28 protein-coding genes and 1 pseudogene are annotated in these 26,860 nt (G+C 69.8%); 23 read left to right on the forward strand and 6 right to left on the reverse strand.

The window, feature by feature from the left end; translation table 11 throughout:
• Positions 1 to 5: 5 nt before the first annotated feature.
• The 3 genes from DEU38_RS03125 to DEU38_RS03135 all read right to left on the reverse strand — a co-directional run bounded on the left by DEU38_RS03125 (position 6) and on the right by DEU38_RS03135 (position 3,200).
• A complete protein-coding gene (locus DEU38_RS03125; RefSeq protein ID WP_114718682.1) occupies positions 6 to 1,319 on the reverse strand; it encodes a lipase family protein in 1,314 nt (437 codons plus the stop codon).
• Between the two features lie 32 nt (positions 1,320 to 1,351).
• Positions 1,352 to 2,359 carry a tocopherol cyclase family protein gene (locus tag DEU38_RS03130; protein WP_114718683.1) on the reverse strand — a complete coding sequence of 336 codons (1,008 nt, stop codon included), beginning with the start codon at positions 2,357 to 2,359 and terminating at the stop codon, positions 1,352 to 1,354.
• 67 nt (positions 2,360 to 2,426) lie between these two features.
• Positions 2,427 to 3,200: a PIG-L family deacetylase gene (locus DEU38_RS03135; RefSeq protein ID WP_114718684.1), complete on the reverse strand. Its 774-nt coding sequence runs from the start codon at positions 3,198 to 3,200 to the stop codon at positions 2,427 to 2,429.
• 94 nt (positions 3,201 to 3,294) lie between these two features.
• On the opposite strand from DEU38_RS03135, the gene DEU38_RS03140 reads away from it, so the two are divergent.
• The 9 genes and pseudogenes from DEU38_RS03140 to DEU38_RS03175 all read left to right on the forward strand — a co-directional run bounded on the left by DEU38_RS03140 (position 3,295) and on the right by DEU38_RS03175 (position 11,939).
• Positions 3,295 to 4,473, forward strand: coding sequence for an MFS transporter (locus tag DEU38_RS03140; protein ID WP_114718685.1), 1,179 nt, complete (start codon positions 3,295 to 3,297; stop codon positions 4,471 to 4,473).
• Positions 4,474 to 4,495: 22 nt separating this feature from the next.
• Positions 4,496 to 5,404, forward strand: a complete 909-nt coding sequence (locus DEU38_RS03145) for an alpha/beta fold hydrolase (protein WP_114718686.1) — start codon at positions 4,496 to 4,498, stop codon at positions 5,402 to 5,404.
• 25 nt (positions 5,405 to 5,429) lie between these two features.
• Positions 5,430 to 6,767, forward strand: a complete 1,338-nt coding sequence (mshA, locus tag DEU38_RS03150) for a D-inositol-3-phosphate glycosyltransferase (RefSeq protein WP_114718687.1) — start codon at positions 5,430 to 5,432, stop codon at positions 6,765 to 6,767.
• Positions 6,764 to 7,306, forward strand: a complete 543-nt coding sequence (locus DEU38_RS03155; protein WP_114718688.1) for a YbjN domain-containing protein — start codon at positions 6,764 to 6,766, stop codon at positions 7,304 to 7,306. The genes mshA and DEU38_RS03155 overlap by 4 nt, the downstream gene beginning before the upstream one ends.
• 424 nt (positions 7,307 to 7,730) lie before the next feature.
• Positions 7,731 to 8,060, forward strand: a complete 330-nt coding sequence (locus DEU38_RS03160) for a transglycosylase family protein (RefSeq protein ID WP_114718689.1) — start codon at positions 7,731 to 7,733, stop codon at positions 8,058 to 8,060.
• Positions 8,061 to 8,099: 39 nt separating this feature from the next.
• Positions 8,100 to 8,888 (forward strand): annotated as a pseudogene (locus DEU38_RS28815) (AMP-binding protein); the annotation flags it as partial.
• 195 nt (positions 8,889 to 9,083) lie between these two features.
• Positions 9,084 to 9,839, forward strand: coding sequence for a phosphoglyceromutase (locus DEU38_RS28820; protein ID WP_174914940.1), 756 nt, complete (start codon positions 9,084 to 9,086; stop codon positions 9,837 to 9,839).
• A gap of 173 nt (positions 9,840 to 10,012) precedes the next feature.
• Entirely contained in the window at positions 10,013 to 11,218 is a 1,206-nt protein-coding gene (locus DEU38_RS03170; RefSeq protein ID WP_114718691.1) for a cell wall metabolism sensor histidine kinase WalK, read from the forward strand.
• 31 nt (positions 11,219 to 11,249) lie between these two features.
• Positions 11,250 to 11,939, forward strand: a complete 690-nt coding sequence (locus DEU38_RS03175; RefSeq protein ID WP_174912641.1) for a response regulator transcription factor — start codon at positions 11,250 to 11,252, stop codon at positions 11,937 to 11,939.
• Between the two features lie 85 nt (positions 11,940 to 12,024).
• On the opposite strand, the gene DEU38_RS03180 is transcribed toward DEU38_RS03175, so the two are convergent.
• Positions 12,025 to 12,807, reverse strand: coding sequence for a hypothetical protein (locus DEU38_RS03180; RefSeq protein WP_114718963.1), 783 nt, complete (start codon positions 12,805 to 12,807; stop codon positions 12,025 to 12,027).
• 66 nt (positions 12,808 to 12,873) lie between these two features.
• Between DEU38_RS03180 and DEU38_RS03185 the strand changes: the two genes are divergently transcribed.
• From DEU38_RS03185 to DEU38_RS03195, 3 genes are read left to right on the forward strand one after another with little or no spacing between them, the layout of a single operon-like run.
• Complete coding sequence (locus DEU38_RS03185; protein WP_114718693.1) at positions 12,874 to 13,827, forward strand: Ppx/GppA phosphatase family protein; 954 nt, start codon at positions 12,874 to 12,876, stop codon at positions 13,825 to 13,827.
• Positions 13,824 to 14,957 (forward strand): hypothetical protein, encoded by a 1,134-nt coding sequence (locus DEU38_RS03190; RefSeq protein WP_114718694.1) that lies wholly within the window; start codon positions 13,824 to 13,826, stop codon positions 14,955 to 14,957. The genes DEU38_RS03185 and DEU38_RS03190 overlap by 4 nt, the downstream gene beginning before the upstream one ends.
• Before the next feature lie 39 nt (positions 14,958 to 14,996).
• On the forward strand, positions 14,997 to 15,842 hold the full coding sequence (locus tag DEU38_RS03195; RefSeq protein ID WP_114718695.1) for a sugar phosphate isomerase/epimerase: 846 nt from the start codon (positions 14,997 to 14,999) through the stop codon (positions 15,840 to 15,842).
• Between the two features lie 13 nt (positions 15,843 to 15,855).
• On the opposite strand, the gene DEU38_RS03200 is transcribed toward DEU38_RS03195, so the two are convergent.
• Positions 15,856 to 16,272, reverse strand: a complete 417-nt coding sequence (locus DEU38_RS03200) for a hypothetical protein (RefSeq protein ID WP_114718696.1) — start codon at positions 16,270 to 16,272, stop codon at positions 15,856 to 15,858.
• 122 nt (positions 16,273 to 16,394) lie between these two features.
• Here DEU38_RS03200 and DEU38_RS03205 point away from each other — a divergent pair, with 122 nt between their 5' ends.
• From DEU38_RS03205 to DEU38_RS03235, 7 genes are all read left to right on the forward strand, one after another.
• A complete protein-coding gene (locus tag DEU38_RS03205; RefSeq protein WP_114718697.1) occupies positions 16,395 to 17,054 on the forward strand; it encodes a MerR family transcriptional regulator in 660 nt (219 codons plus the stop codon).
• A 14-nt stretch (positions 17,055 to 17,068) separates the two neighbouring features.
• The gene (locus tag DEU38_RS03210) at positions 17,069 to 17,935 is read left to right on the forward strand and encodes a thioesterase family protein (protein WP_114718964.1); all 867 of its coding nucleotides are present in this window, start codon (positions 17,069 to 17,071) and stop codon (positions 17,933 to 17,935) included.
• An 81-nt stretch (positions 17,936 to 18,016) separates the two neighbouring features.
• Positions 18,017 to 18,832, forward strand: coding sequence for a pyrroline-5-carboxylate reductase (proC, locus tag DEU38_RS03215; RefSeq protein ID WP_114718698.1), 816 nt, complete (start codon positions 18,017 to 18,019; stop codon positions 18,830 to 18,832).
• Between the two features lie 137 nt (positions 18,833 to 18,969).
• Entirely contained in the window at positions 18,970 to 19,230 is a 261-nt protein-coding gene (locus DEU38_RS03220; protein WP_114718699.1) for a helix-turn-helix domain-containing protein, read from the forward strand.
• A gap of 210 nt (positions 19,231 to 19,440) precedes the next feature.
• Entirely contained in the window at positions 19,441 to 19,542 is a 102-nt protein-coding gene (locus DEU38_RS03225; RefSeq protein ID WP_003402602.1) for a 30S ribosomal protein bS22, read from the forward strand.
• 193 nt (positions 19,543 to 19,735) lie between these two features.
• Positions 19,736 to 20,797 (forward strand): NAD-dependent epimerase/dehydratase family protein, encoded by a 1,062-nt coding sequence (locus tag DEU38_RS03230; RefSeq protein WP_397484246.1) that lies wholly within the window; start codon positions 19,736 to 19,738, stop codon positions 20,795 to 20,797.
• A 29-nt stretch (positions 20,798 to 20,826) separates the two neighbouring features.
• A complete protein-coding gene (locus DEU38_RS03235) occupies positions 20,827 to 21,876 on the forward strand; it encodes a lysophospholipid acyltransferase family protein (protein ID WP_114718701.1) in 1,050 nt (349 codons plus the stop codon).
• On the opposite strand, the gene DEU38_RS03240 is transcribed toward DEU38_RS03235, so the two are convergent.
• The gene (locus tag DEU38_RS03240; protein ID WP_114718965.1) at positions 21,834 to 22,979 is read right to left on the reverse strand and encodes an HAD family phosphatase; all 1,146 of its coding nucleotides are present in this window, start codon (positions 22,977 to 22,979) and stop codon (positions 21,834 to 21,836) included. The genes DEU38_RS03235 and DEU38_RS03240 overlap by 43 nt on opposite strands.
• A gap of 180 nt (positions 22,980 to 23,159) precedes the next feature.
• Between DEU38_RS03240 and DEU38_RS03245 the strand changes: the two genes are divergently transcribed.
• The 4 genes from DEU38_RS03245 to hemC all read left to right on the forward strand — a co-directional run bounded on the left by DEU38_RS03245 (position 23,160) and on the right by hemC (position 26,812).
• A complete protein-coding gene (locus DEU38_RS03245) occupies positions 23,160 to 23,423 on the forward strand; it encodes a glutaredoxin family protein (protein WP_114718702.1) in 264 nt (87 codons plus the stop codon).
• 208 nt (positions 23,424 to 23,631) lie between these two features.
• Entirely contained in the window at positions 23,632 to 24,429 is a 798-nt protein-coding gene (locus DEU38_RS03250) for a redox-sensing transcriptional repressor Rex (protein WP_114718703.1), read from the forward strand.
• Positions 24,426 to 25,799: a glutamyl-tRNA reductase gene (locus DEU38_RS03255; RefSeq protein ID WP_114718704.1), complete on the forward strand. Its 1,374-nt coding sequence runs from the start codon at positions 24,426 to 24,428 to the stop codon at positions 25,797 to 25,799. Before DEU38_RS03250 ends, DEU38_RS03255 begins: the two co-directional genes overlap by 4 nt.
• Positions 25,796 to 26,812: a hydroxymethylbilane synthase gene (hemC, locus tag DEU38_RS03260; protein ID WP_254622626.1), complete on the forward strand. Its 1,017-nt coding sequence runs from the start codon at positions 25,796 to 25,798 to the stop codon at positions 26,810 to 26,812. Before DEU38_RS03255 ends, hemC begins: the two co-directional genes overlap by 4 nt.
• Positions 26,813 to 26,860 lie beyond the last annotated feature (48 nt).

The raw sequence follows: 26,860 nt of genomic DNA on the forward strand, positions 1-26,860 counted from the left end.
CTTCCTCATCGCCGCGCCTCCTCGAACCTGCCGACGAACCAGTCGACGTTCTGCATGCCCAGCAGCTCGGTGCCCACCCGCCACGGGTCTGTCAGCACGTCCGACATTCCGCAGACGCTCGGGTCGACCGTGACCTCGGTGCCGCCGGCGCGGTACGCCGCGACGAGCTGCTCGACGTCCGAATAGGGCACCAGGAAGTCGTCGCGGCACGACGTCATCAGCACCGGCGCCTTCGGGGCCTGAAGACCCAACCGGTTCTCGGCGTACGCCCGGGCGAACACCGGATTGTCGGCGGGCCGGCCGTGCGTGTACAGCGCGGACAGCGGCACGAACGGCATGAGCAGGTACGTCTGCTGGCACGTGCGGTTGAAGACGTCGGCGATCTGCCGGCCGAGCGGTGTCAGCTCCTGGTCGAGATCGATCTCGGGGTAGCGGGCCGCGTAGCCCAGCGAGTTCGCGAACACGAAGCCCGCGCCGATGCCGCCGTCGGCCTTGCGTTCGAACGTCGCGCTGTCGACCACCATCGCCTGCAGCACGGTGCCGACGACATTGAGTTCGGGTGCGTACGTCGCCTGCTTCTCGGCCGCGAACCCGGCCGCGACACCACCACCGGCGATGCCGTAGATGCCGACCGGGGTGTCGGGGGAGAAGCCGGCCGCGGGTAGCGCGAGTGCTGCCCGCAGTCCGTCGAGCGTGGCGGCGCCGGAGAACTGTCCGATCGAGAAGCCGTTGGGGGTGGGGTCGCCGTCGTTGGCGGTGTCGCTCATCATCACGGCCCAGCCGTTGCCGAACATCTGCGCGACGGGCCCGAGCGCGGAGAACAACGAGGGGTCGTCCTGGTCACCGCCGGTCCACTGGGTGCTGGGCATGCAGCCGGGGCCGAGGCTGTCGTTGGCCTCGGAGTAGCCGATGAGCTTGCGGTCCTGCGGAGCGGTGCCGTCCTCGGGGATCATCAGCATGCCCGTGCTCACGGCCGCCGACCCATCGAAATCTGTTGTGACGTACATCAGCTGGTAGCCGCGCACGTGTCCCGGCTGCACCCCGTACACCTGGACCGTCGCGGGACGCGCCTTCAGCAACGTGCCCGCGGGTGCGTCGCCGACCGGTGGCGCCTGGTACCAGGGATCGGATACGGGATGGCGGGCCTGCCACTTCTCGAACGGGGCGATCCGGCCGTCGGTGAACGTGCTGACCACGAACGGGCTGAAGACCTCGTCGAGGCCGACCGGGTTCGGTGCGGCCGCCACCGCCGGCGCACCGGCGAGCAGGGCCGCCGCGGCCACTGCAGTCGCGAGCAGCGATGTTCGAAGCTTCTTCAAGATCCCCCCAGGAGGTAATTCGGTTCGGTTTGCTACTGCTGCGTCGACCCCCGACGCCGCGATTCCGCCTGTGCCCGAGCGATCCCACCGTGCTCGAGGCCTGCCAGGCGTGACTCACCCGACCAGGCACATCGATTGTTGTGACGGACCGTTACGGATAGATTGCCGGCGAGGTGCTCCAACGCGCCCGGGATGTTCCGGCGTTGCGCCGGTAGCGGCACCGGCAGGACGTGCGCGGCGCCCAGCGGTGCGTGCCCCTCGATCTCGACGGACCAGCGACGGTTTCCGCCGCTCAGCCGCCAGGTTTCGTCACCCATCTGCGCCCGGATCGGGGAAGTGAGCGGATTGCCGAGCCACACGAGGGTCCCGTCCGGCAGCAACACGACGACGGCCGTGATCGCGGTGCCCAGCGGTCCCGCATCGACCTGGCCGCCGGCGAACGCGACGCACGCCCGCGGATCGTCGAACGCCTGGGCCTGCCCCCACCACCAGGCCGCCGGGAAACCGCCACGGCCCCAGTTCTTCTCGCAATAGACCTGGGCGCCGTCGAGGTCCCACCGCTCGTCGCCGACCACCGCCCAGCCCTCGGCGCGGCCGCCGAGCAGCCACGGATGCCAGTACTGGTTGAGCGCGGGCACGGTGTGGAACACGCTCGATCCACCCAGACGACGGCGCGGCCACGGGACGGGAGCGGTGATGCGCACGTCGAGTTGCGCGTCGGGTCCGAGGTCGACGCGGAGCCGGTCCGCGGTGCCACGGAACACGTCACCCGCGACGGCACCGAGTCGGTCGGGGTCGGCACGGCCTTCGGGATGGGCCGCGGTGCGCAGGAACCCGCCGGGGTGCGCACCGAATCCGAGCGTGGCCCAGTGCCCGTCGTCGGCGCGGTTGATCCCGGCGAGCGCAATCAGCACCCGTCCCGTCTCGCGTTGCGTGAACCGCCAGAAGTAGCCCTCCATCGCGACGTCGTGCGCGGCCAGAGGGTTTCCGAACGGCAGGTCGGCGCCGGTGCTGCGGTACCGCGCGAGGAGACCGGGCATCCCGCGATGCTAGGTCCGTGTGACCCGTCGGCGCAGGAAGTTGTCGGTATTCGACTGCAGCATCCGACTACAGCGGAAGAGCGGTCTCCGTCAGTCCGGCCGGCGCACCCCGCCTCCGGAACCACTCCTGCCCGAACGCGGCCTGTAGTTGCTCTGCCGGCATCTGCAGGAACGGGCCGAAGTCGCCGATCTGCGTCTGGTGGGCATGCATCGCGGCACGCTTGGCGTCCAGCGCCGCGGTGACGTCGACGACCGTGGTGATCTCGTCGTCGGACAGGCCGAAGGTGTCGAAGTCGGGCGGGGTCGCTTCCTCGCTCCACTCCGGGTTCGCCGCCATCATGCGCCGGATGTGATCGCGGCTGACCGCGGCCTCATAGACGTGCGGGACGTGCGCGAGCTCGGCCGCGCGCACCCCGACATGGTGGACCTGAACGTGATCGGGGTGCCCGTACCCGCCGTTGGGGTCGTAGATCGTCAACACGTCCGCGGACTCCTCAGCGAGGATCTCCGCGAGCCGCGCCGCTGCGGTGTCGACGTCGACGTTGCAGAAGGCGTCCGGATTCGCGTTCTCCGGCGTGCCCGCCATCCCCGAATCGGCGTAGTGCAGCATCACCACCCGGTGCGCGCCCAGCACACTCGTCGAGGCCTCGAGCTCCCGGCGGCGGCGCTGCGCGAGCGTCTCCCCGTCCGCGAGTAGCCCGTCGGGCACCTCGCCGAGCGCGCCGTCGGTGGCGGTGACCACGACGACTCGGTGGCCGGCGTCCGCCGCCTGCCGCATCACCCCGCCCGTCACGAACACCTCGTCGTCGGGGTGGGCATGGAAACAGACCAGAACGCTCATGCGGAGAATGCTTACACGCTGGTCGCGCTGCGGGGCAAGGGTGCGAAACTCTCCTCGGACAACTGCTTACCGGCCGTCAGGAGACACACCGGCAATGATCGGCACCTACCGGGAGATCTTCTCCGCCCGCGGTTCCGCCGCGTTCTCCGCCGCCGGGTTCGTCGCCCGCCTGCCGATCGCGATGGTGGGCATCGGCATCGTGACGATGCTGTCGCAGCTGCGCGGCGACTACGGGCTCGCCGGCGCGCTGTCCGCGGTGTTCGCGCTCGCGTACGCCGCGATCACCCCGCTCGTGTCCCGTGCCGTCGACCGCTACGGGCAGCGTCGCGTGCTGCCGGCCGCCTCGGCGATCAGCGCGTGCGCCCTGGGCGTGATGCTGCTGTGCGTGCGATTCGAGGCACCCGATTTCGTGCTGTTCCTGCTCGCGATCCCCGCCGGGTGCATGCCGACGATCGGTGCGATGGTCCGCGCCCGCTGGACCGCGCTGTACCGCGGACAGCCGCAGCTGCGCACGGCGTTCGCGTTCGAATCCGTCCTCGACGAGGTGTGTTTCGTCGCCGGCCCGGTGATCTCGGTCGGTCTGTCGGTGGCGCTGTTCCCCGAGGCCGGACCACTGCTGGCGCTGATCCTGCTGGTGATCGGCACCTTCGCCCTGGTCGCGCAGCGCGGCACCGAACCGGCGGTGCGTGACCGCAGCGAGCATGTCGACGGCTCGGTGGTCCGCAACCCGGCGATGTGGGCGCTCGTGGCGGTGATGCTCGGGATGGGCACCATCTTCGGCACCGTCGACGTCGTGAGCATCGCGTTCGCGACCGAGCGCGGCACCCCCGCCGCCGCGACCGTCGCCCTGGCGCTGTTCGCGGGCGCATCCGCAGTCGCCGGCGTGGTGTTCGGGGCGCTGCGTCCGGGTGCGGCGCTGCGCCGCCAACTGGTGTTCGCGACCGCCGCCGTCGCGGTCCTGCTGTGGCCGCTGTTGCTGGTCGATTCGATCCTCACCCTCACCGGGGCGCTCGCGCTCGCCGGCATCAGCGTCGCTCCCACCATGATCGTGGCGACGACACTCGTCGAATCGGTGGTCCCGCACGACAAGCTCACCGAGGGCATCACCTGGACCGTGACCGGACTGGGTGTCGGCGTGGCCGTCGGATCCGCGCTCGCCGGGCAGATGATCGACCATTTCGGCACCCGCGCGGGCTTCGCGGTGGCCGTCGCGTCGGGCGCCGTCGCGTTCGTCGTCGCGCTCGGTGCGTACCTCCTGCGCCGCGCGAAGTGAGCGGTCCCCTTAGGGTGACCGCATGGCCATTCGTGAAACCGTCGGCGTCGACGGCACCACCCTCGTCTATCGAACGCTCGGTAATCCGGATGCGCGCCCGCTGGTGCTGCTGCACGGCTGGGCGCAGTCGTCGCGCTGCTGGGGCGACGATGTCCTCGCCGCGCTGTCGGCGCAGTACCGGGTGATCGCCGTCGACCTGCGTGGCCACGGCTACTCCGATGCCCCGGCCGCCGGCTACGACGACTCCGCGAACTGGGCCGGCGACGTCGACGCGGTGCTGACGGCGGAGGGCGTCACCGCGGGCGCGGTCCTGCTGGGCTGGTCGTACGGCGGCCTGGTGATCTGCGACTACCTGGCCGCGCACGGCACCGCGGCCGTCGACGGCGTGGTGTTCGTCGGCGCGATCACAAGCATCGGCCGCGGCCAGGCGGGCGGCGCGGTCGGTTCTGCGATGAAGGCCGCGATCCCCGCGGCCATGGCCGAGGATCCGGGCACCGCGATCAAGGCGCTGGGCGGCTTCGGCACCGCGCTCACCGGCCCGATCGGCGATGACGACGGCGCCAAGGGGGCGTGGTCGCAGTCACTGTTCGGCGCGAGCCTGTCCACCCCGCCTCGGGTGCGGTCGGCGCTGTTCCGGCGGTCCGTGAGCCACGACGACGTGCTGCGCGGCCTCGACGTCCCCGCGCTGGTGTTGCACGGCACCGCGGACACCGTCGTCGACGTCTCCGCAGGTGAGCACGCCGTCGCGCTGATTCCGGACGCGACCGGGTCGTACTGGGAGGGCTGCGGGCACGGTCCGTTCGTGGAGGATCCGGCTCGGTTCGTCGGCGAGGTCCGGGCGTTCTGCGACGGGATCAGCGACGGGATCGGTGCCGGACAACCGGGAGAGGTCCCGTTCTCCGAGAGCGCATCCGGGGCAATTACCTCATGACAGAGCGACAGGGCAGTATGGACGCGTGACACCCAAGCACAGCAGCGCGGGACCCAAGCGGGTCGCCGTTCTCTCGGTACACACGTCGCCGCTGGCACAGCCTGGCACCGGCGACGCGGGCGGAATGAACGTGTACGTGCTGCAGACTGCGATCCAGCTCGCGCGTCGTGGCGTGGAGGTCGACATCTTCACACGGGCGACGTCGTCGGCCGCTCCGGTGGTGCAGGACGCCGCGCCCGGTGTCCGCGTCCGCAACGTCGCTGCCGGCCCGTACGAGGGGCTCGACAAGCACGAGCTGCCCACGCAGCTGTGCGCGTTCGCGGCGGGGGTGCTGCGCGAGGAGGTGCGGCACGAGCCCGGCTACTACGACCTGGTCCACTCGCACTACTGGCTGTCCGGGCAGGTCGGATGGCTGGCTCGCGACCGGTGGGGCGTGCCGCTGGTGCACACCGCGCACACTCTCGCGGCGGTGAAGAACGCCTCGCTCGCCGACGGCGACACCCCCGAGCCGGCGGCCCGGCAGATCGGTGAGCAGCAGGTGGTGGCGGAGGCCGACCGGCTGATCGCGAACACCGCCGACGAGGCCGCGCAGCTCGCCTCGATCTACCGGGCGTCCCCGGACAAGGTCGACGTGGTCGCCCCGGGCGCCGATTTGTCGCGCTACCGGCCCGGCGACCGCCTGGCGGCCCGCGCCGCACTCGGACTCGACCCCGCCGAGACGATCGTGACGTTCGTCGGACGCATCCAGCCGCTCAAGGCCCCCGACGTCCTGCTGCGCGCCGCCGCCGAGGTCATCGCCCGCGAGCCGGACCTGCCGCTGCGGGTACTGGTGGTGGGCGGGCCGTCCGGCACGGGCCTCGAACGCCCCGATTCGCTGATCGAACTGGCCGAGGCGCTGGGCGTCCGGGCACGCGTGACCTTCATGCCGCCGCAGCCGCCGGACCGGCTGGCCGACGTGTACCGGGCATCGAATCTGGTTGCGGTGCCTAGCTATTCGGAGTCGTTCGGTCTGGTCGCGATCGAGGCCCAGGCCTGCGGGACGCCGGTGATCGCCGCCGACGTCGGCGGTCTGGGTGTCGCGGTCCGCAACCGTGAGACCGGTCTGCTGGTCAACGGTCACCGGACCGACGACTGGGCGTCGGCGCTGCAGTCCTTGGTGACCGTGCCCGACCTGTTGGACGAGCTGGCGGCGCGCGCGCCCCGGCACGCCGAGAACTTCTCGTGGGAGCACACCGCCGATGGGCTGCTCGCGAGCTACCGCGCCGCGCGTGCGATGTACGACCGGATCGAGGGCGGCGAGTTCTCGCCGCGCAGGTCGCGCGGGCTGTGGAAACTGCGTCGGACGAGTGGGGTGCGGGCATGAGTGAACTGGAACGGACGGCGGAGATCATCGATGCCGCGCTGAAGGAGCGCGAACTCGACTACAGCCGCCAGGGCGAGAACCAGTTCATCGTGGAGTTGCCCGGCGAACACAAGCTCAAGACGACGACCCTGCTCACGGTCGGCAACCACGGCGTGCGCGTCGAGGCCTTCGTGTGCCGCAAGCCGGACGAGAACTTCGAGGGCGTCTACAAGTACCTGCTGCGCCGTAACCGCAGGCTGTACGGGGTGCACTACACGATCGACAAGATCGGCGACATCTATCTGGTGGGCCGCATCTCTTCCCATGCGGTCAACGGCGACGAGTTGGACCGCGTCCTCGGCCAGGTCCTCGAGGCCGCCGACGGCGACTTCAACGTCCTGCTCGAACTCGGGTTCGCGACCTCGATCAGGCGGGAGTGGGCCTGGCGCGTGTCGCGGGGCGAGTCGCTCGCGAACCTGCAGCCGTTCAAGCACCTCGTGGAGGAGCAGGACTCTGCCGCGAACGGTCCCGGCTGGGGCGTCGACCCCGGGTCTCGCTGACGTAGCGCGAGGCCTCCCAGCCGTTATCCGGTCGAGATTTCGTGACCCCGTTCACCGATTTCGTGTGATCTGGATCACATTACGGATATGCAACGATGCGGGTAGTCATTCCCGATTCATGGCGGTTGAACTGCCACTTTTGCCAGCTCATGGACCTTTTTGCGTACGGGCGTCTCACAAAATCGACCCGTGACCTTTCCGTGATCGGTGCCTACGGTTGTAACCAGCACGAGATGAACGAACTCGAGCAAGCAACACCGAGCAAGACACGTGAGACACCGACCCGCCGCCGCTGACTCTGCCCCGCGGGATCGGAACGAAAAGACCTTCGAGGGGCAGAGGCGAGGCCATCCAGAGCCCGGATCGATCAATCGGATCGTCCGACGGCCGCCTCGCCAGCAACATGGAGAGGATCCACCCCCCAATGGCAAAGTTCAACGTCAAGCGCACCCTCGGCACCGTCGCCGCCACCGCCGCCCTCGTCGCCGCCCCGTTCGCGATGAGCGCCGGTACCGCCAACGCCGCGTCCGGCAACTGGGACGCCGTCGCGCAGTGCGAGAGCAGCGGCAACTGGGCCGCGAACACCGGCAACGGCTTCTACGGCGGCCTGCAGTTCACGCAGAGCACCTGGAACTCCTTCGGTGGTTCGGGCATGGCTCATCAGAACTCCCGCGAGGAGCAGATCCGCGTCGCCGAGAAGGTTCTGGCCGGTCAGGGCCGCGGTGCATGGCCGGTGTGCGGTCAGTACCTCTGAGCCTGACGGCTCGCCGGGGTTGATCGCCCCCGAGAATCGCTGAAGGGACCCTTCGAGCGCCACGAGCGCACGAAGGGTTTCTTCGTCCGTTTTGTCGGTAGGGTCGGGGTCACTTGTGACTGGCGTCATAGTTTCTCCTCCGGGATCGACGACGAGCAGTTCCTGCGGATCGTCGCCGAACAGAAGTGCACCTACATCTTTGTCGCGCCGCCCGTGGCGGTCGCGCTCGCCAAGCATCCGCTGGTGGACCAGTACGACGTGTCGAGCGTCCACACCATCTTCTCGGGTGCCGCGCCGCTCGACGAGGAACTCGGCAACGCCGTCGCGAACCGGCTGTCGTGCCGGGTGCGGCAGGGCTACGGCATGTCGGAGATGAGCCCGGTGTCCCACGCCATCCCGTTCGACCGCGACGACATCGTCCTGAGCTCGGTGGGCCCGACCATCGCCAACATGGAGTGCAAGCTCGTCGACCCGGCCACCCGCGACACCCTCGACGCCGACGGCTACCTGCACACCGGCGACATCGCCACGGTCGACGCCGGCGGGATGGTCACGATCGTCGACCGGCTCAAGGAACTCATCAAGTACAAGGGCTACCAGGTGCCGCCGGCGGAACTCGAGGCCCTGCTGCTCATCCACCCGCTCATCGCGGACGCCGCGGTCATCGGGGTGCTCGACGACGAGGGCGAGGAGGTGCCCAAGGCGTTCGTCGTGCGGCAGCCCGACACGGACCTCGACGAGGACGGCGTCATCGCGTTCGTCGCCGAGCGGGTGTCCCCGCACAAGAAGGTCCGCAAGGTCGAGTTCATCGACGTGGTCCCGAAGTCCGCCGCGGGCAAGATCCGGCCGTCGGGGCGGACCACCACCGCTGCCGGTGTCCGGCCCGTCCCGTATGCCTCGGCGAAGCGGCCGTCGCCGTCGATCCGCACGTCGAACTCACCGTCGGCGCCGCGGACCATCGGTGGTGGCGGAATCGGGGCCGAGTCGACGGCTCGCGCGACGGCGAAAAGGCGTCATGCCAGGATTGACGGCATGAGTACCGGAACACTTGTGCTGCTCCGCCACGGCGAGAGCGAATGGAACGCGCTGAACCTGTTCACCGGCTGGGTGGACGTGCACCTCACCGACAAGGGCATGGCCGAGGGCAAGCGTGCCGGTGAATTGCTCGCCGAGCACAACCTGCTCCCGGACGTCCTCTACACGTCGCTGCTGCGCCGCGCGATCAGCACCGCGAACCTCGCGCTCGACGCGTGCGACCGCCACTGGATCCCCGTCGTGCGCGACTGGCGTCTCAACGAGCGCCACTACGGCGCCCTGCAGGGCAAGAACAAGGCCCAGACCAAGGCCGAGTTCGGCGAGGACCAGTTCATGCTGTGGCGTCGTAGCTACGACACCCCGCCGCCCGCGATCGAGGCCGGCAGCGAGTACAGCCAGGACCAGGACGCGCGCTACGCCGACCTGCCCGAGGTTCCGCTGACCGAGTGCCTGCTCGACGTCGTCAAGCGCCTCATCCCGTACTGGGACGAGACCATCGCGGCCGACCTGAAGGCGGGCAAGACCGTCCTGGTCACCGCGCACGGCAACTCGCTGCGCGCCCTCGTCAAGCACCTCGACGGTATCTCTGACGAGGACATCGCGGGCCTGAACATCCCCACCGGCATCCCGCTGCGCTACGACCTGGACGAGAACCTCGAGCCGCTGAACCCGGGTGGCACCTACCTCGACCCGGCCGCCGCCGCTGCCGGCGCCGCGGCCGTCGCGAACCAGGGCGCCAAGTAGCCCCTGCGTAGTCGTTTGACCGAGGCCCCCGCCACTTCCGGAACGGAAGCGGCGGGGGCCTTTAGCAAACTCCGGGTGAACGGGTCGGAAACTCCAGCTCACGGGCCTGTGACGTGCGAGAAAACCGTCACACCCGGCTTCGGCGGCCGGTCTGCCGAACGTACGATTCACGTGTGACTGTTGTTCAGGCCGTAATGCTGGCCGTCGCGACCGCCATCGCCGGTTGCATCGTAGGCGGCGTGGTGGTTCCCCGGCTCGGCTCCCGTCACGCCCGGCGACAGCAAGCCCAGGCCGGGCTGACCATGTCGCAGGTCCTCGACCTCATCGTTCTCACCTCCGAGAGCGGCATCGCCGTCGTCGACAAGTTCAACGACGTCGTGCTGTTCAACCCGCGTGCCGAGGAACTCGGGCTGGTCCGCAACCGGATGATCGACGACCGCGCGTGGGTCGCGGCCACCGAGGTGTTCGAGACCGGCGAGGCCGTCGACATGGACCTCACGACCCGCACCACCCAGCGCGGTCGCGCCAAGATGGCCGTGCGCGGCGTCGCGCGGTTGCTGAGCGAGGAGGACCGCCGCTTCGTCGTGGTGTTCGCCGACGACGACTCGGAACAGGTCCGCATGGAGGCCACCCGCCGCGACTTCGTCGCGAACGTCAGCCACGAACTCAAGACGCCGGTCGGCGCCATGGGGCTGCTCGCGGAGGCACTACTCGAGTCGGCCGACGACCCCGACTCGGTGCGCTACTTCGGGCAACGCGTCCTGAGCGAATCCGCGCGGCTCGGCAACATGGTCACCGAACTGATCGCGCTTTCGCGGCTGCAGGGCGCCGAGAAGCTGCCCGACCTCGACGTGGTCGACGTCGACGACGTCATCGCCGAGGCGCTGCGCCGGTCCACCGTCGCCGCCGAGGCCGCCGAGATCACGGTTCATACCGACGCCCCCAGCGGGCTCGAGGTGATGGGGGACCGCACCCTCCTCGTGACGGCGCTGTCCAACCTCGTCGAGAACGCCATCGCGTACTCGCCGAAGGGCACCGCGGTGTCGGTCAGCCGCTCGGTACGCGGCGACAACGTGGCTGTCTCCGTCACCGACCGCGGCATCGGCATCGCCAAGGAGGATCAGGAGCGTGTCTTCGAACGCTTCTTCCGCGTCGACAAGGCCCGCTCCCGGGCCACCGGCGGCACCGGGTTGGGGCTGGCGATCGTCAAGCACGTCGCCGCCAACCACAACGGTGCGATCGACCTGTGGAGCCGGCCCGGCACCGGATCGACCTTCACACTGCAGATTCCCGCACACTTCGAGTCCGTGCCCGCCGACGCCCTCGAGCCCGGCGACACCCGCAAACCCGCAATGATCGAGAAGAAAGCCGCGTCGTGAATCGACGCGGCACAAGTCTGGAGGCCAACCGTTGACGAGTGTGCTGATCGTGGAGGACGAGGAGTCGCTGGCCGACCCGCTGGCGTTCCTGCTGCGCAAGGAAGGCTTCGAAACCACCGTCGTCGGTGACGGGCCGTCCGCGCTGGCCGAGTTCGAGCGCTCCGGCGCCGACATCGTCCTGCTCGACGTCATGCTGCCCGGCATGAGCGGAACCGACGTGTGCAAGCAGTTGCGCGCCAAGTCGTCGGTCCCGGTCATCATGGTCACCGCCCGTGACAGCGAGATCGACAAGGTGGTCGGGCTCGAACTCGGCGCCGACGACTACGTCACCAAGCCGTACTCGGCCCGAGAGCTGATCGCCCGAATCCGGGCCGTGCTGCGCCGTGGTACCGACGCGGAGGCCGACGCCGGCCCCGACGACGGTGTGCTCGAGGCCGGTCCGGTGCGGATGGACGTCGAACGGCACCTGGTCCACGTGGCCGGTGAACCGGTGGCGTTGCCGCTCAAGGAGTTCGACCTGCTCGAATACCTGCTGCGCAATTCGGGCCGGGTCCTCACCCGCGGACAGCTGATCGACCGGGTGTGGGGCGCCGACTACGTGGGCGACACCAAGACCCTCGACGTCCACGTCAAGCGGCTGCGCGCCAAGATCGAGGCCGACCCCGGCAAGCCGCAGCACCTGGTGACGGTCCGCGGACTCGGCTACAAGCTCGAGGAGTGATCCTGCGGCCCGCATGACGGCCGAATGTCACATCCGTTCAGTGGGACTGAACCGATGTGACATTCGGCCGGAAGGCCGGTACGTGTCAGGCCTTCTTCTGCTGCGCCGCGGTGGTCGCGGGGTGCACCGCGATCAGGCCCAGGCCCTCGCGACGCCGGCACAGCGACGCCAGTTCGTCGTAAGCGGCCTTGCCGAGCAGTTCGGTGAGCTCCGGTGCGTACGACTGCCACACCGGCCTGGCGCCGACGTGGGCGTCGGGGGACCCCGAGCAGTACCACGCCAGGTCCTCGCCGCCCTCGCCCCAACCGCGTCGGTCGTACTCGGTGACGGTGGTCTCGAGGATCTGCTCGCCGTCCGGCCGGTCGACCCACTCCTGCGTCCGGCGGATCGGCAGCTGCCAGCACACGTCGGGCTTCACCTCGAGCGGCTCGATGCCCTTGCGCAGCGCCATCTTGTGCAGCGCGCACCCGATGCCGCCCTCGAAGCCCGGACGGTTGAGGAAAATGCAGGCGCCCTTGTAGCGGCGGGTCCGCAGCGCCGGCTCGTCCTCGAGGTCGTCCTCCTCGACGTAACCCTTCTTGCCGAGGCCCTTCTCCATGAACTGCCAGTCCTCCGGTGTGAGCATCCTCACGGAGGCGTCGAGCTTGTCCTTGTCCTCCTGGTCGGACAGGAAGGCGCCGTGCGAGCAGCACCCGTCGTCCGGGCGGCCCGCCACCGTGCCCTGGCACGCCGGGCTGCCGAAGACGCAGGTCCAGCGGGAAAGGAGCCACGTCAGGTCGGCTTTGATGGTGTGTTCGGAGTTTTCTGGGTCGACGAACTGCACCCATTCGCGGGGGAAGTCCAGATCCACTTCTGGTGCGGGCACCAGCTTGTCGGAGCCCGTGGTGCTGCCTGCTGTCACAGTGCCCGACGGTAGACCCAGTACCGTAACCGTGTGCGCCTTGGGGTACTCGATGTCGGAAGCAACACCGTCCACCTGCTCGTGGTGGACGCTCATCGTGGTGGGCACCCCACGCCGATGAGCTCCACGAAAGCGACTCTGCGGCTTGCCGAGAACACCGACGACCGTGGAGACATCACGGCCGTCGGTGCCGACCGGTTGGTCACGACAGTCAACGATTTCGCGGGTATCGCCAGGTCGTCGGGCTGCGGTGAGCTGATGGCCTTCGCGACGTCCGCGGTGCGCGACGCCAACAACTCGGAGGCGGTCCTGTCCCGGGTGCGTGCCGAGACCGGCGTGAGCCTCGAGGTTCTCTCGGGTGTCGACGAGGCCAGGCTGACGTTCCTGGCGGTGCGGCGCTGGTACGGGTGGAGCGCCGGGCGCATCCTCAACATCGACATCGGCGGCGGCTCGCTCGAGCTGACGTGCGGCGGTGACGAAGATCCCGATACCGCGTTCTCGCTCCAGTTGGGTGCCGGACGGCTGACCCGCGACTGGCTGCAGGAGGACCCGCCCGGCAAGCGCCGCGTCGCGGTGCTGCGCGACTGGCTCGACGCCGAACTGGTCGCCCCGGCCAAGCAGCTGCGCGCGGGCGGCGAGCCCGACCGCTGCGTCGGCACGTCCAAGACGTTCCGGTCACTGGCCCGACTCACCGGTGCCGCGCCGTCCGCCGCAGGTCCGCGCGTCACACGGACGCTCACATCGAGCGGCCTGCGCCAGCTGATCGCCTTCATATCGCGGATGACCGCGTCGGACCGTGCAGAATTGGAGGGCGTGAGTTCCGACCGCTCCCAGCAGATCGTGGCCGGAGCTCTCGTTGCGGAGGCCAGCATGCGCGCGCTCGGGGTCGACACGCTCGAAATTTGCCCGTGGGCACTGCGTGAGGGTCTGATTCTTCGCAAGCTCGATACGGACATGGGTGGAGAACTGGTGGTGAGCGCTCGATGACGGAGCCCGAAGGTGACAGCCAAGCAATCTCGGTTGCGGAGCTGTTGGCCCGTAACGGCCAGCGAGTCGGTGCCGGTGGTGGCGGCCGACGACGTCGCGGCGTCAAGGGCGGCATCTCCGTCGCCGAACTGACCGGCGAGTTCCCGGCGGTCCGCAATGGGCGCACGGCCGGCGAGTCCGACGACGATCCCGAGACCCCGGCTGCCGCGCAGATCCCGGCGCCGGAGGTGCCGGCGAAGGCGACCGCGGCCCCGGAGCCGGTGAAGGCGGCCGAGACTCCGGTCCCGGCGAGGCCCGAGGCTCCTGCAGCGCCCAAGGCGGCTCGGATTGCCCCGGCCCCCCCAACGCCTCGAGCCCCCAAGGCTCCCGAAGCACCCAAGGCTCCCGCGAGACCCGCTGCAACCGCCAAGGCACCGGCCCCCGCGCCGGAGTCGGATGCGACGGCCGTGTTCACCCTCGCCGACGCCGACGCGCAGGACAAGCGCGATGCCCGGGCCGATGCGAAGGCGTCCGCGAACAGCGCGGCGAAGGGAGCGGCGGCCAAGGCCGACGACGCGCCCACCGTCGTCGCGCCGGCCGTGAAGGACGACGGGCCGACCGGGAGGGGAACGAACGCCGGCTGGCGATCCGTGGCGTCGACGACGGTGGGCGCGTCGGGCCCGGCCCCCGCGCGCGGCGGGGCGCCCGAGCCCAGGCTGCTGTCGGGGCAGACCCTGGCCGGCGACCTGATGCGTCAGGGGAACGAGCGTGCCGCCGCCGAGACGGACGGCGACGTGGACTCGGACGCCGATCTCGACAACGACGAGAATCTCGGGGACTTCGGGGACTTCGGGGATCTCGAGGACCTCGACGACGAGCCCGAGGCCAGCGGAGCCAAGCAGTGGGCGGTGTTGCTCGGACAGGGCGCGGTCGCCTTGGTCGCCGGCGCGCTGATGTTCAAGGGCTTCGAGAAGCTGTGGGACATGCTGCCGATGGTGGCGCTGGTGCTCGCGGTCCTGGTGATCGTCGGCCTGGTCGCGATGGTGCGGATCCTGCGCCGGACGGACGACATCACGAGCCTGGTGATCGCGGTCGTCGCGGGTGTGTTCGTCACCCTGGGCCCACTCGCCTTCCTGCTCGGCACGAGCTGACCGGACGCCGGCGAAGGGTACGTCGTGGGGAGACCAGCAATGCCGGATCGGAAGATCCTCGTCGGGTTGTCCACGGCCTCGGTGTATCCCGAGAACACCGAGGCCGCGTTCCGGTATGCGGCCGAGGTCGGCTACGACGGCGTCGAGTTGATGGTGTGGGCCGAATCGGTCAGCCAGGACGTCTCGGCGGTCCAGCGGCTGGTCCGCAAGTACGCGGTGCCCGTTCAGGCGGTGCACGTGCCGTGCCTGCTGATCTCGCAGCGCGTGTGGGGCGCCGACCCCGTCGCGAAGTTGGACCGCTCGGTCGCGACCGCGGAGGCGCTGGGTGCGTCGAACGTGGTGGTGCACCCGCCGTTCCGGTGGCAGCGCCGCTACGCCGACGGTTTCGCAGACCAGGTGGCGGGTCTCGAGGAGAAGACCGGCGCCGTGGTGGCGGTGGAGAACATGTTCCCGATGCGCGCCGACAGCTTCTTCGGCGGCCGGGAGAAGTCGGCCCAGCGGCTGCGACGACGCGGGGGGCCGGGTGCGGCGCTGTCCGCGTTCAGCCCGTCGTACGACCCCACCGACTCCGATCACCGGCACTACACGCTGGACCTGTCCCACACCGCGACCGCGGGCATGGATGCGCTGGATCTCGCGAACCGGATGGGCAGCGGTCTGGCCCACCTGCACCTGGCCGACGGGCGCGGCGCGTCGATCGACGAGCACCTCATTCCCGGGCACGGCAGCCAGCCCTGCGTCGAGGTGTGCCGACATCTCGTCGACAGCGGGTTCGCCGGGCAGGCCGTCATCGAGATCAACACCCAGAACGCCCGCACCCGGTCCGAGCGTGCGTCGATGCTGGGGCAGGCGCTGAGCTTCGCGCGCGAACACCTGCGCCGCTGATCCCGCCCCCGGTCTACAGCGCAGAGACCCCCGCACTGATCACGGTGATCCCCGAGATCACCAGCCCGACCGCGAGACACGCGGCGCCGACCCAGATCGACGCGAGCATCGGGCCCGGTTTCGCGGGGTCGCGTCCGAGGACGGACAGGAAGAACCCGGCGGGAATGAAGATCGCCGACACCAGCACGGCGATCGCGCCGGTCGCGGCCCAGCCGGGACTCGCATCGACCACCGTGGTCAGGGTGGCGAGCACGAGACCGAGGGTGACGAGGACGCCGGCGTGGGCGTGCCCTGCCCGGAAGAAACTCTTCTGTAGGTCGTTGGCGCCCTGATGTCCGGTGAGGATGCGGAGCAGGAACGCGCCGCCGGACGCGATGCCGACCACCGTGAGCACGGTGACGCCGACGACGATCGTGAGAACGGGATCCATGGTGAGTTCCTCGTGTGCGGTAGGCTCGAACCCGAAATTGGATAGTTGAGCTATCCAGTACGAGTTCATCGTCGACCCGATGACGGTGGGTGTCAATAGTCGGCACGGGCAGGAGCGGTGGGATGCGGGTCTCCGAACTGGTCTCCGCCAGCGGCGTGCCCCTCGCGACCGTCAAGTACTACCTGCGCGAGGGCCTGCTCATGCCCGGGGAGGCGAGCAGCGCGACGCAGGCCGAGTACGGCGAGCAGCACGTGCGGCGGCTCGCGCTCATCAAGGCACTCGCCGGCGTCGGGTTGCCGCTGGGCAAGATCCGCACCGTCGTCCGCCTCGTCGACCAGCCCGCCGACACGGTCTTCGACACCGTCGGACGCGCGCTCGCCGCGCTGCCGCCGTATCCGGTCGAATCGGCCGAGCAGTCGAACGACTACCCTCGCGCGCGGGCCGTGCTCGAACGCCTCGGCCAGGTCTACGAACCCTCGTATCCCGCTGTCGCGCAACTGGACCGGGCCCTCGCGGCCGCCGAGGACGTCGGCATCCCGATGACCGACGAACGCCTCGACGCGTACGGCCGGCACATCCGCGGGATCGCCGAGGTCGACCTCGAACTGATGCCTACCGACTCCGTCGAATCCGCGGTGGAGTACGCGGTCCTCGGCACCGCGATCTACGAACCCGTCCTCGCCGCACTGCGCCGGCTCGCACATCAGGACATCGGTGCCGCGAGCTTCGCGGGCCGCACCTTCGACGACTTCACCGACCCCCACAGACAGGACGAGCAGTGACTTCCGACAACGCAGTGTCCGCCCACCCGTTCCGGGATCTGACCGCCGTCACCCCGCAGGGCGGTGGTCCCGATGGTGTCGCCGGCCGGTACGGCGCCCACATCGACCCGATCTGGACCATCGGACCCAAGGTGCACGGCGGCTGCATGATGGCGCTGTGCGCGGCCGCCGCACGGCGCGAGCTGATCCGCACGGCGCCAGGTGGGATGCCCGTCGACCCGGCCGTCCAGCCACTGGCCGTCAGCGCCAACTACCTCGCCGCCCCGGACCCGGGCGACGTCGATCTCGTCGCGACCGTGCGCAAGCGGGGACGGCAGGTCTCGCTGGTCGACGTCGAGCTGTCGCAGGCCGGTCGGCCCGCGGTGCACGCGGCGGTGACGCTGGGTGTGCCGGACGCGGGGGAGCCGCACTACGCCGAGGTGCAGTCGCTCGCGCAACTGCCGGCCGAGCCGACAACCGAGGCGCACGTGCTCTCGAAGGACCATCCGATGGCCCAGATCGTGCACGTCTCGCAGGGCTGCGATCTGCGCGTAGACGGGTCGTCGGCCCACTTCCTCAGCGGGAAGCAGGGCGAGCCGCAGGTTCGCATGTGGGCGCGGCCGTGGGCTGCCGACGAGGAGGACCCGGCCACCGCGGCGCTGTTCGCGATCATGACCGGTGACATCTGCGCGCCGGTGACGATGAACCGCGGGATGTTCGGGTGGGCGCCCACCGTCCAGCTGACGACGTACCTGCGCCGACAGCCGGCCCCCGGCTGGTTGCGGGTGATGGCGAGCTCGACGGTGCTGGGCGACACGTGGTTCGAGGAGGACCACACCGTGCTCGACTCCACCGGCGCCGTCGTGGTGCAGAGCCGTCAGCTGGCCATGATTCCCCGCTGACCGCTCACCCGGGGACTGCTTCGTCACACCGCCCGGTACCGGGGGATTGCCCCGATCTCGGGCCGTGGCAGGCTGGGCGGTATGACGAGAATTGCGGTGATCGGTGGCGGCAAGATCGGTGAGGCCCTGATCTCTGGACTATTGCAGGGTGGTCACGCCACCCGGGACCTGGTTGTCGCCGAGCAGTACGAGCCGCGTGCCCAGGAACTGGCCGCGACGTACTCGATCCGCGTCACCACGATCGAGGACGCGGCCGAGGGCGCTGACGTGATCGTCGTCGCGGTCAAGCCCACGGACGTGGACTCGGTTCTGACGGCGATGAGCAAGGTGGATCTCGACGGCGAGCAGGAGCAGCTCCTGGTCTCCCTGGCCGCGGGCATCCCCACGGCGCGGTACGAGGCGAAGCTGCCCGCCGGGTTCCCGGTCGTCCGGGTCATGCCGAACACTCCGATGCTCGTCGGGCAGGGCGCCAGCGTCATCGCGCCCGGACGCCACGTCAAGGCAGGGCATCTGGACCTGGTGCGCAGCATCCTCGCATCCGTCGGCACGGTCACGACCGTTCCGGAGTCGCAGATCGATGCAGTGACCGCGGTGTCCGGTTCCGGTCCCGCGTACTTCTTCCTGGCTGTCGAGGCGATGATCGACGCCGGTGTCGCGTTGGGCCTCACCCGCGCGACGGCGCGTGAGCTCGTGGTGCAGACGATGGTCGGCTCGGCCGCCATGCTCGACCAGTCGGGCGAGAACGCCACCGAACTGCGGGCGGCCGTCACGTCGCCGGGGGGCACCACCGCCGCGGCGGTGCGGGAACTCGAGCGGTGCGGCCTCCGGACGGCCTTCTACGAAGCCCTCGCGGCCGCTCGTGACCGCTCGGCTGAACTCGGGGTGTCGCCCGAGTAGATCGCAATTAGCGATCTTGTTTGCAACACCCGTCGCACCAATCCCTCTGGTCCCGCTAAGCTCGTGTCAGCACGTGCGTGTCTGTTCCGCCGGAGGGGAAGCCGGCGGCGCGACATGTGCCGGAGGTAAGTGGACAGATGGGATCCCCTGAAAACCCAGCAAAGCCGGCTAAGCCAGACAAGTCCGGTAAGCAAGACAGCCCCGGTAACGCAAGCCTCGCCGGGACGCAGTTCCTCACCGTCGCGGAGGTCGCGACGCTGATGAGGGTTTCGAAGATGACCGTGTATCGGCTGGTGCACAGCGGTGAACTGCCCGCAGTTCGTGTGGGGCGGTCCTTCCGCGTGCACGCCAAGGCCGTGCACGACTATCTGGAGACCTCGTATTTCGACGCCGGCTGACCTGCCGGAATCGATAGGGTGAGCCTCGGTTTTCGTCGAGCTCACCCGCCCCGGTACGATCGTGAGTCGTCGTACCAGCCAGCCGGTGTCGTCAGGCGCTGGGGTCGTGAAAGCGACCAGTGGCAACGAGGCCTCAGCGCCAGAGGAAGACACAGGCGTACGTGACCGGCGTGCGCTGAACGCTATAGAAGACTGTGAGGAACACCCACCATGGGTTCAGTGATCAAGAAGCGCCGCAAGCGCATGTCGAAGAAGAAGCACCGCAAGCTGCTCCGTCGCACGCGCGTCCAGCGTCGGAAGCTCGGCAAGTAAGAACTTGCACCCGGATGCCCGTCACCGTCAGGTGGCGGGCATCCGCGCATTTCGGGTATTCGTAATCTTCTCCGTCGATCGTGTTGCCAGGGCGTAAAGGCTCGCGCGGAACCCTTGCCACCCGCCGCGGATTCGTTAGGCTCCCCGCAGGGGCGAATGGACGGGGGTACGGGTGAGTCCTGACGAGCGGGGTGTGCAGCCACCGAAGGTGGTGCTGGTGACGGGCGCGAGCCGGTTCCCGGGCGGGTTCCTGGTGGCGCGGCTGGCACAGGAGCCGGGCATCGAGCGGGTGATCGCGGTCGACGCCGTCTCGCCCAGCAAGGACATGATGCGCCGAATGGGCCGCGCCGAGTTCGTCCGCGCGGACATTCGAAACCCGCTCATCGGCAAGGTGATCCGCGGGGCCGATGTCGACACCGTCGTGCATGCCGCGACCGTCGCCCAGGCGCCGAAATCCGGCAGCCGAGCGGCGATGAAGGACATGAACGTCATCGGCGCCATGCAGCTGTTCGCGGTGTGCCAGAAGGCCCCCACCGTGCGCAAGGTGGTGCTGCGGTCCGCCTCGGCGGTCTACGGCGGCAGTCCCAAGGATCCGGCCAAGTTCACCGAGGAGATGGGCGCGCGGCGTCCACCGCAGGGCGCGTGGGCCCGCGACTGCATCGAGATCGAGGGCTATGCCCGGGGACTGGGTCGGCGACGCCCCGACATCGCCGTGTCGATCCTGCGCCTCGGACCACTGATGGGACCGCGGTTGCACGGCTGGGTGGCGCGGTACCTGTCGTCGCCGATCGTCCCGAGCATCCTGGGCCGCGACGCCCGCATGCAGCTGCTCCACGAGGAGGACGCACTGGCAGCGCTCAGCCGGGCCACCCTCACCGGTCCGGCGGGAACGTTCAACGTCGCGGGAGACGGCGCAGTGATGATGTCGCAGGCGATCCGGCGGGCCGGCCGCGTCGAGGTCCCGATGCCGTTCTCGCTGTTCCGCAGCGCCGGGCGCGCGCTGATGGGCTCGCAGATGCGTTCGTTCACGCGGGAACAACTCGACTACTTCCACTTCGGGTGCGGGCTCGACACCACCCGGATGCGGGCCGAACTCGGATTCGAGCCGCGATGGACGACGATGGAGGCACTCGACGACTTCGTGCGCGGTACCGGGCTGACGCCGGTGATCCGGCCCGAATGGATCGACCGGGCAGAATCGACGGTGCTCGCGCTCGCAGGCGCACCAGGCGGGGCCGGACAGCAGAACAGGTGAACCGCGGATCGAATGGGCAGGGGGCTCTTGTGAACGAGGTGGCGAAGGTGATCCCGCTGCACGGCGGCTCGGGTACACGTCCGTCGCCGGCCCGCGCGGCGAATCGGCGTCCGCCCGTGGATGGCGCCGATCGCGTGTTCACGGCATCGGACGAGCCGGTCGGTGAGGCGGATACCGCTGAGGGTGGTGCAGGTGCCACCGAGCGCGACGGCGGGTCACTGCTCGACGGGCTGCGCGATCGCCTGGTGGGTCAGGTGGCGGGTGCCGCAGGCTTCGTGCGCCGGCGTCTCGCGGGGGACTACGAGGTGGACGAGTTCGGTTACGACCCGCACTTCGCCGACGGTGTCTTCCTGCCCGCGCTCCGGCCGCTGTTCGAGAAGTGGTTCCGGGTCGAGGTCCGCGGCGTCGAGAACATCCCGGCCACAGGCGGTGCACTGGTGGTGGCCAACCACGCCGGGGTGGTCCCCATCGATGCGCTCATGACGTCGGTCGCGGTGCACGATCACCATCCGCAGCATCGCGCGCTGCGGATGCTCGCCGCCGATCTGGCGTTCGAGATGCCCGTCGTCGGCAACATCGCCCGCAAGGCTGGGCACACCCTGGCCTGCCACCCCGATGCCGAGCGCCTACTGCGCGGCGGTGAGGTGGCCGCGGTGTTCCCCGAGGGCTACAAGGGCATCGGCAAGCCGTTCTCCGAGCGCTACAAGCTGCAACGGTTCGGCCGCGGCGGATTCGTCTCCGCCGCGATGCGCGCCGGCGCGCCGATCATCCCGTGCTCGATCGTGGGATCGGAGGAGATCTACCCGAAGATCGGCGACATCGCCCCGCTCGCGCGTCTGCTGGACATGCCCTACTTCCCGGTGACGCCGCTGTTCCCGCACCTGGGGCCGCTGGGGCTCGTTCCGCTGCCGTCCAAGTGGTACATCGAGTTCGGGACGCCGATCGTCACCGACACCTACGACGCCGCCGAGGCCGACGATCCGATGGTGCTGTTCGAGGTCACCGACCACGTCCGCGAGACGATCCAGCAGACGCTCTACCGCCTGCTGGCGCAGCGCCGCAACGTCTTCATGGGCTGAACCCGCCCCGCGTCCTGGCGGGCCGCGAGTTCGGCGATCAGGGCCCGGTCGCGTCGACGGCTGAGGATCGCGCCCACCGCACCGCCCACCGCACCCAGCAGCAGGGCGGTCGGCACGCCGATCTTCGCGGCCTTGCGTCCGGTGCGGAAGTCGCGCACCTCCCAGCCGCGGTTCCGCGCGAGCTCGCGCAGGTCGGCGTCGGGATTGACGGCGACGGCGGTGCCGACGAGCGAGAGCATCGGGACGTCGTTGTAGCTGTCGGAGTATGCGGTGCAGCGCTTGAGGTTGAGACCCTCCCGCACGGCGAGCGTGCGCACCGCGTGCGCCTTGCCGAGCCCGTGCAGGATGTCGCCGACGAGGCGGCCCGTGAACACGCCGTCCTTGCTCTCGGCGACCGTGCCCAGGGCGCCGGTGAGTCCGAGACGTTTGGCGATCACCTGCGCCAGCTCGACGGGGGTGGCCGTCACGAGCCACACCTGCTGACCGGCGTCGAGGTGCATCTGTGCGAGCGCGCGGGTGCCGTCCCAGATCTTGTCGGCGATCACCTCGTCGTAGATCTCCTCGCCGAGGCGGGCGAGCTCGGCGGTGGAGCGGCCCGCGACGAACGACAGCGCCTTCTCCCGGCCCTCCGCGACGTCGTCGCTGTTCTCCTTGCCGGTGACCCGGAACTTGACCTGCTTCCACGCGAAGTCGACCAGGTCGGAGGTCCTGAGGTACTTCCGGGCCGCGAGGCCGCGGGCGAAGTGGATGATCGACGCGCCCTGCACCATCGTGTTGTCGACGTCGAAGAACGCGGCAGCGGTGAGGTCGCGGGGCACGGCGATCTCCGCCGGCGGTTCCGGCGCCTCGGGAATCTCGAGTGCCTCGGGGATTTCGAGCGTGGCCGCTTCGAGTGTGGCCGCCTCGAGGGCTTCGGCCTCCTGGAGGGCTTCGGCCTCCTGGAGGGCGAGGGCGGCGTCAGCGCTGGCCTCGCCGGCCAGATTGGCGCGTAGTTCGGCCTCGCTCGGACCCAGCAGATTCCGGATCCGGCGGCGGCCGGGGCGCAGAATCCCGGACAGGCCCACACCGAATCTCGCGCCGATCGGCAGTGATCGCCCAGGCACTCGCACCTCCCGCGTCGCAGACACCTCTGGCTCACCCTAGCCCGCGTGCATGCGTCGATCCCGTCGGATCGAGGCCGGGTCCGCGGCGTGTGATGTTCGTCTCGAAACGGAACGGTCTGCGGAACGGCATCGCGCAGGCTGTCCGGCCGGTCTCCCGGGCGGTGGGGAACACTGGTGCGTATGGATCAGTCGCGAAACCGGATCACACTTCTCACTCGCGTCGGCTGCGGCGCGTGCGCGCCCGCCCGCGAGTTGCTGGACGAGATCTGCCGCGAGTACGAACTCGAACTGACCTGCGTCGACGTCGACGAGGCCGCCGCCGACAATCCCGATCTGCGGGCGGAATACGGGGACCGGCTGCCCGTCGTCCTGCTCGACGGCAAGGAGCACAGCTACTGGGAGGTTGACGAGGAACGGCTCCGCGCCGACCTCTCCGCGAGCTGAGTTCACCCCGGCGGGCGCCGGGCATGCGGGGGAGTGGGAAGGGTCACCCCGGATCGAGGATTCCGGTCGCTTTGCAGGTGAGAGCACGTCCGGGGCCCGTCGAGCAACTTTGTGCATGGCTTCACAAGCGGTTACCGTGGTGTGAACAAACGCCCCGGACCTGTGCGAAGGCCGGGGTACACGGCCGGCCGGACGAGGAGCCATCGACGTGACCGAACAGCACCAGGCGCAGGGGGCAGTTGCCCGCGGCGTCGCCGGGGCTGCTCCGTCCGCTCCGCGGCGTGAAACGCCTCCGGCTCCGCAGTACCGGGACATTCCCCAGGCTACGGTGACGCGTCTCGCGACATACCTGCGGGTCCTCGGAGTGCTCGCCGACGAGGGTGCGCTCATCGTCTCGAGCGAGGAACTCGCCACGGCCTCCGGTGTCGGATCGGCCAAGCTGCGCAAGGATCTGTCGTTCCTGGGTCCCAACGGAGTTCGCGGTGTCGGCTACGACGTCACCCGGCTGCGGGCCCGCATCGAATCCGCGCTGGGCCTCGATCGTGGCCACCGCGTGGTGCTGGTGGGCATCGGCAATCTCGGTCGTGCGCTCGCCGGATACGGCGGCTTCGACCGCCGCGGCTTCTCGATGGTGGGCCTGTTCGACAAGGACGCCGACGTCGTCGGTGCCCGCGTCGGCGGTCTGACGGTTCGTGACGTCGCCGAGCTGGCCGACGCGTGCCGTGATCTCGAGGCCACCATCGGTGTCATCGCCACCCCGGACAACGCGGCCCAGGACGTGTGCGACCTGCTCGTCGGCGCCGGCCTCCGCTGCATCCTCAGCTTCTCTCCGCTCGCGCTGGAGATCCCCGACCACGTCGAGATGCGTCGGGTCGATCTCGCCATGGAGATGCAGGTTCTGTCGTTCAATATGGCCCGCAACGAGGAGCAGTTTCCTCAGCAGGTTGCCGCCGCATCCGCGGCGGTCGGCGCTTCGACCAGAAACGGATCGGTGATCAGGCCGTGAGTGTGCTTCTCGTCGGGATTTCGCACCGTAGCGCTCCCGTCTCCGTCCTCGAGCGGATAGCGGTCACCGACACGGACCGCCCGAAGCTGACGGACAAGATGCTGGCCTCGGCCCACGTGTCGGAGGCGATGATCGTCTCGACGTGCAACCGCATCGAGATCTACGCGGTCGTGGACGCGTTCCACGGCGCGCTGACCGAGATCGCCGACCTGCTCAGCGAGCATTCCGGTCTCGATCTCGCCGAGCTGCACAAGCACGCGTACGTCCGCTACAGCGAGGCCGCCGCCGAGCACCTGTTCGCGGTCGCCAGCGGCCTCGACTCGATGGTCATCGGCGAGCAGCAGATCCTCGGACAGATCCGCGCCGCGTACGCCGCGTCCGACGCGCAGCAGGCCGCCGGGCGGGCGCTGCACGAACTGGCGCAGCAGGCGCTCCGGGTCGGCAAGCGGGTCCACTCCGAGACCGGGATCGATGCCGCCGGTGCCTCCGTGGTGTCCGTCGCCCTCGACCGTGCCGCCGGGATCCTCGGTGACGGTGGTCTGGTGGGCCGCACCGCCGTCGTCCTCGGCGCCGGCGCGATGGGCAGCCTGTCGGTCGCACACCTCACCCGTGCCGGGATCGGCCGCATCCTCGTCGTCAACCGCACCCGTGAGCGGGCCGAGCACCTCGCGGCCACCGCCGTCGGTAACGGCATCGACGCGATCGCCATGGGCTTCGACGAGCTGCCCGACGCGATGGCACAGTCCGACGTCCTGGTCACCTGTACCGGCGCGGTCGGCTCCGTCGTCACGCTCGCCGACACCCACCTCGCGCTCGCTCGGCAGGGTCGTGAGGCGGGCCGCCCGCTGGTCATCTGCGACCTGGGTCTGCCCCGCGACGTCGAGGCCGCCGTCGCCGGCCTGCCCGAGGTGGTCGTGCTCGACATGGCCGCGTTGCAGCGTGACCCGGCCGCCGGCGCCGCCGCGTCCGACGCCGACGCCGCCCGCGGAATCGTGGCCTCCGAACTTGCCCAGTACCTGGCCTCCCAGCGGTTGGCCGAGGTCACCCCGACCGTCACCGCGCTGCGTCAGCGCGCCGCGGAGGTGGTCGAGGCGGAACTGATGCGCCTGGATTCGCGCCTGCCGGGTCTGGAGGATCCGCAGCGTGACGAGGTCGCGCGCACCGTCCGCCGTGTCGTCGACAAACTCCTCCATGCACCGACCGTGCGGGTCAAGCAGTTGGCCTCGACGCCGGGCGGTGATTCGTACGCCGCCGCGCTGCGCGAACTGTTCGAGCTGCGCCCGGGTGCGGCGGAGGCCGTCGCCGCGCCGATCGATCTCGGTGAATTCACCAGCGGCCCCGATGTTTCAGGAAAGGATGCGCAGGCATGAGCACCGACGCTGTCCAGTCGCCGGCCGTCGACCCGAGCATCGGCTCGCAGACCGACGCCACCACCCGCACCCTGCGGATCGGCACCCGCGGCAGCCTGCTGGCCACGACGCAGGCCGGGACCGTCCGGGATGCGCTGATCGCCGCGGGTCACCCGGCCGAGCTGGTGATCATCAAGACCAAGGGTGACGTCACCGCCGGACCGGTGCAGCGCATCGGCGTCGGCGTGTTCGTCGCCGAACTTCGCGAGGCGCTCGCGGCCGGCGAGGTGGACGTCGCCGTGCACTCGTACAAGGACCTGCCCACCGCGCAGCCCGACGAGCTGGTGATCGCCGCCGTGCCGCCGCGTGAGGATCCGCGCGATGCGCTCGTCGCCCGCGACGGCCTGGTGCTCGGCGAGCTGCCGCCCGGTTCGAAGATCGGGACGTCCGCGCCGCGGCGCCGCGCCCAGCTGCGCGCCCTCGGCCTGGGACTCGAGATCGAGCCGCTGCGCGGCAACATCGACACCCGCCTCGGCAAGGTCGCCTCCGGCGAGCTGGACGCGATCGTCATCGCCCGCGCCGGCCTGTCCCGCATCGGCCGCACCGACGCGATCACCGAGTCGCTCGAGCCGGTGCAGATGCTGCCCGCGCCGTCGCAGGGTGCGCTCGCGGTCGAGTGCCGTGCCGACAACCCGGAGCTGATCGCGGTCCTCTCCGAGCTGGACGACGCGGCCACCCGCGCCGCCGTCGTCGCGGAACGGTCGCTGCTCGCCGAGCTGGAGGCGGGCTGCACCGCGCCGGTCGGCGCGATCGCCGAGGTCGTCGAGTCGATCGACGACGACGGCCACGTGTTCGAGGAACTGTCGGTGCGCGGCTGTGCCGCCGCGATCGACGGCTCCGACGTGATTCGGGCGTCCACGGTGGGATCGCCCGAGCGTGCCGACGAGTTGGGACGCGCGGTTGCGCGTGAACTCCTCGAGCTCGGTGCACGCGATTTGATGACGATTGCCGAGGACGGTGATGCGGATGCTTGACGTGGTTGTCCGTCCGGGGCCCGATTGCAGGCCCGATTTCGTACTTTT

It is taken from the genome of Rhodococcus sp. AG1013, assembly GCF_003350365.1.
Lineage (GTDB): Bacteria > Actinomycetota > Actinomycetes > Mycobacteriales > Mycobacteriaceae > Prescottella.

Bases quoted from the DNA above. Each gene is read 5' to 3' on its own strand.
- DEU38_RS03130 (WP_114718683.1), bottom strand. From the start codon at position 2,359: ATGCCCGGTCTCCTCGCGCGGTACCGCAGCACCGGCGCCGACCTGCCG.
- DEU38_RS03135 (WP_114718684.1), bottom strand. From the start codon at position 3,200: ATGAGCGTTCTGGTCTGTTTCCATGCCCACCCCGACGACGAGGTGTTC.
- DEU38_RS03140 (WP_114718685.1), top strand. From the start codon at position 3,295: ATGATCGGCACCTACCGGGAGATCTTCTCCGCCCGCGGTTCCGCCGCG.
- DEU38_RS03145 (WP_114718686.1), top strand. From the start codon at position 4,496: ATGGCCATTCGTGAAACCGTCGGCGTCGACGGCACCACCCTCGTCTAT.
- DEU38_RS03155 (WP_114718688.1), top strand. From the start codon at position 6,764: ATGAGTGAACTGGAACGGACGGCGGAGATCATCGATGCCGCGCTGAAG.
- DEU38_RS03160 (WP_114718689.1), top strand. From the start codon at position 7,731: ATGGCAAAGTTCAACGTCAAGCGCACCCTCGGCACCGTCGCCGCCACC.
- DEU38_RS03190 (WP_114718694.1), top strand. From the start codon at position 13,824: ATGACGGAGCCCGAAGGTGACAGCCAAGCAATCTCGGTTGCGGAGCTG.
- DEU38_RS03195 (WP_114718695.1), top strand. From the start codon at position 14,997: ATGCCGGATCGGAAGATCCTCGTCGGGTTGTCCACGGCCTCGGTGTAT.
- DEU38_RS03200 (WP_114718696.1), bottom strand. From the start codon at position 16,272: ATGGATCCCGTTCTCACGATCGTCGTCGGCGTCACCGTGCTCACGGTG.
- DEU38_RS03205 (WP_114718697.1), top strand. From the start codon at position 16,395: ATGCGGGTCTCCGAACTGGTCTCCGCCAGCGGCGTGCCCCTCGCGACC.
- proC (WP_114718698.1), top strand. From the start codon at position 18,017: ATGACGAGAATTGCGGTGATCGGTGGCGGCAAGATCGGTGAGGCCCTG.
- DEU38_RS03220 (WP_114718699.1), top strand. From the start codon at position 18,970: ATGGGATCCCCTGAAAACCCAGCAAAGCCGGCTAAGCCAGACAAGTCC.
- DEU38_RS03225 (WP_003402602.1), top strand. From the start codon at position 19,441: ATGGGTTCAGTGATCAAGAAGCGCCGCAAGCGCATGTCGAAGAAGAAG.
- DEU38_RS03245 (WP_114718702.1), top strand. From the start codon at position 23,160: ATGGATCAGTCGCGAAACCGGATCACACTTCTCACTCGCGTCGGCTGC.
- hemC (WP_254622626.1), top strand. From the start codon at position 25,796: ATGAGCACCGACGCTGTCCAGTCGCCGGCCGTCGACCCGAGCATCGGC.